9 protein-coding genes are annotated in these 8,519 nt (G+C 53.0%); 4 read left to right on the top strand and 5 right to left on the bottom strand.

What is annotated here, in order from left to right; all coding sequences use genetic code 11:
* Positions 1-9: 9 nt before the first annotated feature.
* Positions 10-1,542 (bottom strand): PAS-domain containing protein, encoded by a 1,533-nt coding sequence (locus ASD8599_RS00545; protein WP_108826732.1) that lies wholly within the window; start codon positions 1,540-1,542, stop codon positions 10-12.
* Positions 1,543-1,653: 111 nt separating this feature from the next.
* Entirely contained in the window at positions 1,654-3,051 is a 1,398-nt protein-coding gene (gene regB / locus ASD8599_RS00540; protein WP_108826731.1) for a sensor histidine kinase RegB, read from the bottom strand.
* A 93-nt stretch (positions 3,052-3,144) separates the two neighbouring features.
* On the opposite strand from regB, the gene ASD8599_RS00535 reads away from it, so the two are divergent.
* Together ASD8599_RS00535 and ASD8599_RS00530 are read left to right on the top strand one after the other, a co-directional pair.
* Positions 3,145-3,759, top strand: a complete 615-nt coding sequence (locus ASD8599_RS00535) for an SCO family protein (RefSeq protein ID WP_108826730.1) — start codon at positions 3,145-3,147, stop codon at positions 3,757-3,759.
* 93 nt (positions 3,760-3,852) lie between these two features.
* Complete coding sequence (locus ASD8599_RS00530) at positions 3,853-4,407, top strand: ActR/PrrA/RegA family redox response regulator transcription factor (protein WP_108826729.1); 555 nt, start codon at positions 3,853-3,855, stop codon at positions 4,405-4,407.
* A 17-nt stretch (positions 4,408-4,424) separates the two neighbouring features.
* Here the strand turns inward: ASD8599_RS00530 and ASD8599_RS00525 are convergent, their stop codons facing one another.
* Complete coding sequence (locus ASD8599_RS00525) at positions 4,425-4,910, bottom strand: GNAT family N-acetyltransferase (protein ID WP_108826728.1); 486 nt, start codon at positions 4,908-4,910, stop codon at positions 4,425-4,427.
* Positions 4,907-5,503: an HD domain-containing protein gene (locus ASD8599_RS00520; RefSeq protein ID WP_108826727.1), complete on the bottom strand. Its 597-nt coding sequence runs from the start codon at positions 5,501-5,503 to the stop codon at positions 4,907-4,909. The genes ASD8599_RS00525 and ASD8599_RS00520 overlap by 4 nt, the downstream gene beginning before the upstream one ends.
* Positions 5,504-5,586: 83 nt before the next feature.
* Between ASD8599_RS00520 and ASD8599_RS00515 the strand changes: the two genes are divergently transcribed.
* Both ASD8599_RS00515 and ahcY read left to right on the top strand, forming a co-directional pair.
* A complete protein-coding gene (locus tag ASD8599_RS00515; RefSeq protein ID WP_181364371.1) occupies positions 5,587-5,895 on the top strand; it encodes an S-adenosyl-L-homocysteine hydrolase in 309 nt (102 codons plus the stop codon).
* A gap of 106 nt (positions 5,896-6,001) precedes the next feature.
* Positions 6,002-7,387, top strand: coding sequence for an adenosylhomocysteinase (gene ahcY / locus ASD8599_RS00510; RefSeq protein WP_108829930.1), 1,386 nt, complete (start codon positions 6,002-6,004; stop codon positions 7,385-7,387).
* 57 nt (positions 7,388-7,444) lie between these two features.
* On the opposite strand, the gene ASD8599_RS00505 is transcribed toward ahcY, so the two are convergent.
* On the bottom strand, positions 7,445-8,446 hold the full coding sequence (locus ASD8599_RS00505) for a hypothetical protein (RefSeq protein WP_108826726.1): 1,002 nt from the start codon (positions 8,444-8,446) through the stop codon (positions 7,445-7,447).
* Between the last annotated feature and the right edge of the window lie 73 nt (positions 8,447-8,519).

Raw genomic sequence — 8,519 nt, 5'->3', positions numbered from 1 at the left:
AAATGGGCGTCAGTCCTGGATCAGGCTCAGTTTACCGGGATGTAATTGTACGGCGTCTTCCAAGATTTCAAACCGCACAAGGGTCGCGCCTGATGTGATTGGAGAGACGCTGCAAATCAAACGATCCTCTTCGTCGCGTTCAATGACACTGTCCCAAGGGGCGCGTTCACCGACTTTGAACACAAAGTCACGGATGTCGCCCCATGTGGGGTTTGGCCTGCTTTGACGTTGCCAATCGCGTATAGAATCCAGAATTGTGACGTCAGCAAATGTGCTGTCTGGATCAAGCTTCCATAGATCGCGGTATGCAGCGTTGCAAAACTGGAGAACGCCACCAGCTGAAAACACAACCAAGGCTTCACCAAGGCTATCGATCAAGGATTGGCTCATTTCAAGTTCGGCGCGGTAGTTACGTGTCAGGGACACTTCCGCACTGATGTCTTCAATTAAAAATGCGATGGCCCCGTCTGGATGAGGGCGGCCCGACACGCGATAGGTTTGGCCAGTGTCCAGTGTCCATGTTTCCTGATACCGCCCGTCTGTTGCGGCCGCGATTACTTCTGAAATTTCTTGGCGCCACGAATGATAATTCTTGGGTTCCGGCATCACACGATTGTCACGCAAGCGGTCAAAGAAGGACAACAAATCGGGGCGTGCGGACAGGAATTCGGCAGGCAACGCCGTAAGATCAACAAGCGCGGGATTGAACAGCGCAAGCTGACCATTCCGATCGAAGATCGACAAGCCAATGGACAGCTGCGCAAAGGTTTTTGCCAGCGTTTGTACAAAGTTGCGTTGCGCGACTTCTGCTTGAATGACGGCGTTAATGTCGATGGCATGAAACATCGTCAGGTTTTTTGCCTGCATCGTGGTTACATCAAACCAAAGCACTTCTTTGCCCCTGTTGGATTTTAGGGACGCTCGTGTGCTGCCACTGGGTTGCCGTGCCATGGCGAAGGTTTCAAACAGGGGTTGTTGCGGGTTGGGGGTTTCTTCAAGAATGCGGTGATACAGTGACGCGTAAGCTTCATTGTGCCATTGTACGACACCTGCATCATCCACTTGCCAAACGGGATGGGGTGCGGTCGAACTTGCCATACGAAGTGTTGCTAATTCCGCTTCAAGCGATTTGATGTGATGCTGTTCGGACGGATTTTCCAAACACGTGTCGATGACTTCGACATGGGTGCAGTCGTCCATGGCTGTCAGACGCAAAAGGCCCGCATCATTCGATCCGCTGGCTTTTATGATCATCGGATTTTGCGATTGGCTGTCCGGCGTTTCCGGAATGGTCGGGAATCTGGGGGACAAGCTTCGGTACAAAGCGGTCCAATCACTGTCATCCTCGTTTAAGTCCACAATGGCGTGTGCCTGCTCAGACGCATGCTGAATAGTGTCCTTTTTGAAAAGAAAGGAGATTTCGGATCCGGGGGGCTTGATCGCAGAGGGTGATTTTCGGGGTGTGCGGCTTACAAAGAAGACAGCCGCAAGCGCACTGAAAACAGCGGCTGAGACGATAAATATCAGATCCATAAGAGGCATTGCGACAAAGCCCTTTCGCAGAGCATTTCGCTCAATGTCTGCCCAATTGGTTAATCGAACGTTAATCTTGCGCTCGATTTCCCGATTTTATTAAATTTTTAGCTGATTGGCTCATGGGGCAAATTGTTGATTTTCCCCGATTGGCACGAAATTTTTCTCTGCTTTGGCGTCAATGGCGTCTCGTGGCCAAATAACTTCAACAATGGCCCCTGTCAGCGTAAGTTCGTTGGCCTCTGTTTCATTCGGGTCTGAGCCGTTCGCAAACCGAAGTTGCGCGCCGCTGCGTTCCAAAAGGGTTTTCGCGATGAAAAGTCCCAATCCCATGCCTTCATACTCGGGGCGTTGTTTCTTGTCAGATGCGCCGCGCCTGCTGCTCATGAACGGATCACCAATCCGGCCGATAATGGACGACGGAAACCCGCGCCCATCGTCGATGATCCGCACCGAAATAGTTGCATCTGTCCAGTGGGCTTCAACCCAGACACTGGAATAGGCAAAATCTACCGCGTTCTGGACCAAGTTACGCAGCCCATGCACGATTTCCGGTTTCCGCAGCACTGACGGCTGGTCAATGTCGAAACCGTCTTCGGGGTCATAGACAAAATTGATGTCTTTTCCGCGGTTCAGGTGGGGTTCGGCGGCTTCCCCGATCAAGGCGCTTAAAGGGGCCTGACGCATATGCAGATCGTCTTTCCCGGCCCGCCCCATGTCGTGCAAAATATCGCGGCACCTGTCCGCTTGCTCACGGATCAACGCGGCATCTTCATGTAGCTCGGGATGATCTTCAAGTTCTTCCATCAACTCGGCGCTGGTCAGTTTGATTGTCGCCAAAGGCGTGCCCAACTCATGTGCTGCAGCCGCGACGACACCGCCAAGATCAGTCAACTTTTGTTCACGCGCCAAAGCCATTTGCGTGGCTGACAAAGCATCGGACATAGAATGCATTTCGGATGTGACGCGTTGGGAATAGGCCGCAAAGAAAACGATAGCGATGACCAAAGCGATCCAATTGCCAAACACAAATACATCCGGGATGCGCAAGATGAAGCCTTCGTAGGTGCGCAGCGGCAGATGGTACTCGGCCATTAGGGTCACCAGTATAATTGCCGTGCTGCCGACGATCATTGTCGACCGTGTGGTCAGGACCGCGGCTGAAATACTAACTGGCCCCAAAAGTAAAAGTACAAATGGATTGTGTAGACCTCCGGTGAGAACCAGCAAAAACCCAAGCTGCAAAAGATCGAACATCACCATCAGCAGGTTTTCGACTTCTGTCAGGCGCTTGTTTTCGGGAAAAACGAATATCGCCACCAAGTTGCCGATGACAGAAACGCCAACAGCCAGATAGCACAGCCCTAATTCCAACTGCAGACCGTACATGCGTTGGGCCACGGTGATTGCGGTAATTTGTCCCACAATGGCGACCCATCGCAGCAAAATCATCGTCCGCAGCCTTATCCAGTTGGATCTGCGCTGTCCTGAAAAGTCACCGAGGCTTTGGGCGGGCATAAGTTCACCAAATCGTAGATTGCAGTTTGCGGTTGGACGGGTAGGGTCCGGCCAAACACACCACAACCGTATCGCTTTTCGAAAGGGAAACAAATGCTACGCATCATCGCGCCCGTTGCCGCAGTATCAGCTGCCGTTGCCATTGCCGCGGTCTGGTATGTCAGCCAGCCCAACAACGACGACCAGTTTGCACAATGTCGCGCGAGTTCGGTGGCTGGGGCCGGCGCGATTGGCGGTCCGTTCGAATTGGTCAATGGCGCAGGTGCAACGGTGACCGAAAAAGACGTGATTACAGAACCGTCTCTGATTTATTTCGGGTACACGTTCTGTCCGGACATTTGCCCTTTTGACGTGGCACGCAACGCAGAGGCCATTGATCTTGTGCAGGAAAACGGGATGTCTGCGACACCGGTTTTCATCACCATTGATCCCGAACGTGACACGCCCGAAGTGGTCGCCGACTATGCAGAAAACATGCATGAAAAGATGATCGCCCTGACCGGATCAGCGGCGCAGATCAAAGCAGCCAGCCAAGCGTATCGCACCTACTACAAAGCGCAGCCAGCAGATGATGAATTTTATCTCGTTGATCATTCGACCTTTAGCTATCTCGTTTTGCCAGAACACGGCTTTGTCGAATTCTTTCGTCGGGAGGTCACCGCGGAACAGATGGCAGATCAAATAGGGTGTTTCATAGAGAACAGCTAACCCGCCCTATTCGTTGACGAATTGCCTTTCGGACTACATAGTTAACAGACGGCGCACGCGTCGCCGGACTTTGGCGCATAGCAGGGGGACACCATGGCAGAGCAACCAAAATACGAGATCGAGGAAGACCCGTCTTTGCTGCTTGTTGATGATGACGAACCGTTTTTGCGCAGGTTGGCTAAAGCCATGGAAAAACGTGGTTTTGCCGTAGAAACCGCGGACTCTGTGGCGGGTGGTAAGGCCATCGCCACAGCGCGCCCCCCGGCCTACGCAGTCGTGGATTTGCGCCTTGAAGACGGCAACGGATTGGATATCGTTGAGGTTCTTCGTGAAAAGCGCCCAGAGGCACGGATCGTGGTTTTGACAGGTTACGGTGCCATTGCAACGGCGGTGGCCGCGGTGAAAATCGGGGCAACAGATTATTTGTCTAAACCTGCGGATGCGACAGACGTGACCAACGCGCTTTTGGCGACTGGCGATGACCTACCGCCGCCACCGGAAAACCCCATGAGCGCGGACAGAGTACGTTGGGAACACATCCAGCGTGTCTATGAGTTGTGTGATCGCAACGTGTCAGAAACGGCGCGCCGCCTGAACATGCACCGTCGTACATTGCAGCGCATATTGGCCAAGCGGTCGCCCAGGTAGAGACCAAACAGCAGATATCAGACGTCGTAGCGTTTGCTGATTTTGTCCACGATCAGCCCGCTTTCCAATTTGATACCTTCGTCTATCGTCCATGTTTTAAAGCCACGAGACTGGTAATACGTCAGGCCACCTTCGTTGTCGGCGCGAATGGTGGCGTTGATCCAGACGTAGCCTAGGTTTTTTGCGGCCTTGGCTGTAGCGTTGAACAAAGACGACCCGATCCCCAAACCGGTGCGTCCGATTTGTACAAACGAAGCGATGTCGCAGGCCTCGGCGGGCAGGTTTTCGTGGGGTGCAATCCATTGAAACCCAACAACTTGCTCTGATCCATCCAAAGCGACATGCCATGCTGAACGGTCCGGATTGCTGTCCATGCGTTTATTGATGTCTGTTCCGGTCATTGGTCGCGTTAGCGCAGTTGTGCCGCCTTGTTCGATGATAGCATTCAGCAAGTTGGCCATCGAATTTGCATCCAAGGGCATGGCGGGGCGAACAGTGATCATGGCAGTGCTTTCAATAAGGTATGATGGCGGGCGGTGAACGCATTTCGCGTCTCAGTCGGGGTGCGCAATACGATTGTAAGATCGGTCATAATGTTCGGATCAGGTTTTCCGAAGAACTTGTCCGCCTCTGCTGCACTGAACCCCGCAATTTGGGTGGCTTCCATCCAGGCGCTGATTTTATCGGCCTTTTTGATTTGCTTTTTGATGGGTGCAGGGATTTTTGCAGGCAATCCGAAACGAATGTGAATAGCAGCTTCGAGCCGTTCATCCAGTGCCCCGTACCCCGGGCCAACAGCGGCTTTGACAGGGGAAATCATGTCGCCAATCACATACTCGGGTGCGTCATGTAGCAACGCTGCCAGCTGCCATTTCACCGGCGCACCCGGCGCAATGCGGCTAAAAAGGGTTTCGACCAACAACGAATGTTCGGCCACGGAATAGGCGAAGTCCCCTTGGGTTTGCCCGTTCCAGCGCGCCACAAATGCAAGGCCATGTGCGATGTCTTCGATTTCTATGTCGACGGGTGTCGGGTCCAACAGGTCCAGTCTGCGGCCGGACAGCATGCGCTGCCACGCGCGGGGTTGTTGCGCCATTTTTCGGACCTCCAGCTTTTAACTTACCCAGTTGGTGGAACCAAACTGCTGCCTTCATTGTTTTTGACATGAAGGAGAACGTCATGAAACCCGCATTTTTGTCCAAATCACTCACCGCCGCTTTGGCATTGTCCGCTTTGGCAACCACCGCCGGGGCCCAAACCGTTTGCATGGACACACGGGAAATGGAAGCGGCCTTGAAGGACTGGTACGGCGAAGCACCCGTTGAAAACTATGCGGGCCAAAAGCAACAAGTTTGGGCATCTGCTGCGACGGGATCGTGGACGGTGGTCAAGTATTTGACGGACGGCAACAGCTGTGTTGTTGAACAAGGCGAGAACTGGCCAGATGTAGCGAAAAAAAACGAAACATTGGCCGCGTTGGAGCAATAAACGCAGTGTTTCATCAGCGCGCTGCCGCTGTGACCTAATCGCACGTTGCCGTAAGACGATGTCAATGCTATTTGCGCCGCAAACGGTTGCAAAGGAAACGCACGAAATGGCGAACGACTATATCGTAAAAGACATCGCTCTGGCAGAGTTCGGCCGCAAAGAGCTGAACATCGCAGAAACTGAAATGCCGGGCCTGATGGCATTGCGCGACGAATATGGCGAAGCGAAGCCTTTGAAGGGGTCGCGCATCGTCGGTTCGTTGCACATGACCATTCAGACGGCTGTTCTGATCGAAACACTGGTAGCACTTGGCGCCGACGTGCGCTGGGCGTCTTGCAACATCTTCTCTACGCAAGACCATGCCGCTGCCGCGATTGCAGAATCCGGCGTGCCTGTGTTCGCAATCAAAGGTCAGTCGCTGGAAGAGCATTGGGACTACCTTGATAAATCCTTCATGTTTGATGAAGGTCCGAATTTGATCCTTGACGATGGCGGTGATGCAACGTTGTACATCTTGCTTGGTGCCCGTGCCGAAGCGGGTGAAGATGTGATTGCTGTTCCGACTTCCGAGGAAGAAGTTGCGATCAAAGCGCAGATTAAGAAGCGTATGGAAGCGTCCCCCGGCTGGTTCACCAAAATGCGTGACCAAATTCAGGGCGTGTCCGAGGAAACGACAACAGGCGTGCACCGCTTGTACGATCTGGTCAAACAAGGCCAGCTGCCGTTCCCTGCGATCAACGTGAACGACTCTGTAACCAAGTCAAAGTTCGACAACAAATACGGCTGTAAAGAATCCCTCGTGGACGGCATCCGCCGCGCCACAGACACCATGATGGCAGGCAAGGTTGCTGTTGTTATGGGCTACGGCGATGTCGGCAAAGGCTCTGCTGCGTCCCTGTCTGGTGCTGGTGCGCGCGTGAAAGTGACCGAAGTCGATCCGATCTGTGCATTGCAGGCGGCGATGGACGGCTATGAAGTTGTGATCCTCGAGGAAAACCTCGACGCGGACATCTTCATCACGACCACAGGCAACAAAGACGTCATTCGCATCGAGCACATGCGCGAGATGAAAGACATGGCGATCGTTGGCAACATCGGCCACTTCGATAACGAAATCCAAGTGGCGGCGTTGAAGAACCATAAATGGACCAACATCAAAGAACAGGTCGACATGATCGAGATGCCGAACGGCAACCGCTTGATCCTGTTGTCCGAGGGCCGTTTGTTGAACCTTGGTAACGCGACGGGCCACCCGTCTTTCGTGATGTCCGCATCCTTCACCAACCAGGTGTTGGCGCAGATGGAACTGTGGAACAACGGCGACAACTACAAGAACGAAGTCTACATCTTGCCCAAGCACTTGGACGAGAAAGTGGCGCGTTTGCACCTTGATCGTATCGGTGTGAAGCTGTCCAAGCTGGACGCAGAACAAGCGGCTTATATTGGTGTTGCGCCAGAAGGCCCGTTCAAGCCGGAACATTACCGCTACTAAGCGACGACATTCGCTGACTTAGAACGCCCCCGTGTGAAAGCGGGGGCGTTTTGCGTTTCAGGATTTGGGTGCAATGTCGTGGGTTTTTTCCAGCGCTTTGCGATCAATTGTACTTATCAAATTTTCCAAATCCCGAACCGTTGCATTGCCCCGCAGATATAGGATCGCGCGGGACGACAGGGGAACAACGACGTCAAGATTGGTGGCTGAACGACCACTTGTTCGCAAGGATGGTGCGCCGTTCTTGTTGACGCGATTGAGCGACTTAATGCCAGACAATCTGATGCGCTCAAAAGAAGACCCTTTTTTGGCTTCCAGCTTTTCCAACTGGTCAATCCACGAGGCTTTTTCAGAAAGCGGGCCCAAACGGTTTTCACCCAGAACAGTCTGTTCGTGCAAAAATCTCATTTTGACGTGTAGATATTTTCCTGAGGGGTGGATGAAGACAGCTGTCGCGCCGTAAGGGGCACCTGCACGGCTTTGCAATGAAGGCTCTTTGTTGCCCAGCAAAAAGAATTCCACGCTGTTCCAATGCGGGTGGTCCTTTAAAGCGGAAACGGATTTTCTAGTTTGCTGTGTCCAGCGCGTTTCCAAAGTCTTCAATGCGTTTGGCTGTCTTGCGTCGCGTGTGTAGACCCCAACCCAATCCCGTTTGCCCTTTGGCAAAAACACGGCGGGCATCGGTCCGTCCCCGGCTTGCTTTCTGAAGGCGGCTTCCAGGAAAAACCCGTTCAGACTGTTGGGCGTTTCACCTCTTGCCAACCGACGAAAGGTTTCTGCTGAATCGTCGCGCATTCTTTCAAGGTATTCTGGTGACGGTTGAACCATTGATGTCGGGGCGCCAGATATGGATTGAAATACAAAAACACCTGAACCGACGATGACCACCATAACCATCCCTAGGACGCACATAATGGCGTGTTTTATCCCAAAACCATTGCTGGATGATCTGATTTCATTCTTGGGCGGCACAGGGTCAAACGACGGTGGCTCTTTAAACCCACCGTGTTTGGTTTCCAGCCGTTTGAGGCGTTCTTGAAAGCTGTTTTGATCTGACATGGCTGACTCTATCTGTACACGCAACAGTAGAGTGACCGCCTATTTAGGCATCAATGGGGCCGAAAAGCAGAGT

This window comes from Ascidiaceihabitans donghaensis (genome assembly GCF_900302465.1).
GTDB lineage: Bacteria > Pseudomonadota > Alphaproteobacteria > Rhodobacterales > Rhodobacteraceae > Ascidiaceihabitans > Ascidiaceihabitans donghaensis.
This window is presented reverse-complemented; position numbering and strand designations above follow the sequence as displayed.

What these genes read in the sequence shown, in the direction of transcription:
- ahcY (WP_108829930.1), top strand. Translation starts at nt 6,002, where the DNA reads ATGGCGAACGACTATATCGTAAAAGACATCGCTCTGGCAGAGTTCGGC.
- ASD8599_RS00525 (WP_108826728.1), bottom strand. Translation starts at nt 4,910, where the DNA reads ATGATCACTGTTCGCCCCGCCATGCCCTTGGATGCAAATTCGATGGCC.
- ASD8599_RS00515 (WP_181364371.1), top strand. Translation starts at nt 5,587, where the DNA reads ATGAAACCCGCATTTTTGTCCAAATCACTCACCGCCGCTTTGGCATTG.
- ASD8599_RS00505 (WP_108826726.1), bottom strand. Translation starts at nt 8,446, where the DNA reads ATGTCAGATCAAAACAGCTTTCAAGAACGCCTCAAACGGCTGGAAACC.
- regB (WP_108826731.1), bottom strand. Translation starts at nt 3,051, where the DNA reads ATGCCCGCCCAAAGCCTCGGTGACTTTTCAGGACAGCGCAGATCCAAC.
- ASD8599_RS00535 (WP_108826730.1), top strand. Translation starts at nt 3,145, where the DNA reads ATGCTACGCATCATCGCGCCCGTTGCCGCAGTATCAGCTGCCGTTGCC.
- ASD8599_RS00530 (WP_108826729.1), top strand. Translation starts at nt 3,853, where the DNA reads ATGGCAGAGCAACCAAAATACGAGATCGAGGAAGACCCGTCTTTGCTG.
- ASD8599_RS00520 (WP_108826727.1), bottom strand. Translation starts at nt 5,503, where the DNA reads ATGGCGCAACAACCCCGCGCGTGGCAGCGCATGCTGTCCGGCCGCAGA.
- ASD8599_RS00545 (WP_108826732.1), bottom strand. Translation starts at nt 1,542, where the DNA reads ATGCCTCTTATGGATCTGATATTTATCGTCTCAGCCGCTGTTTTCAGT.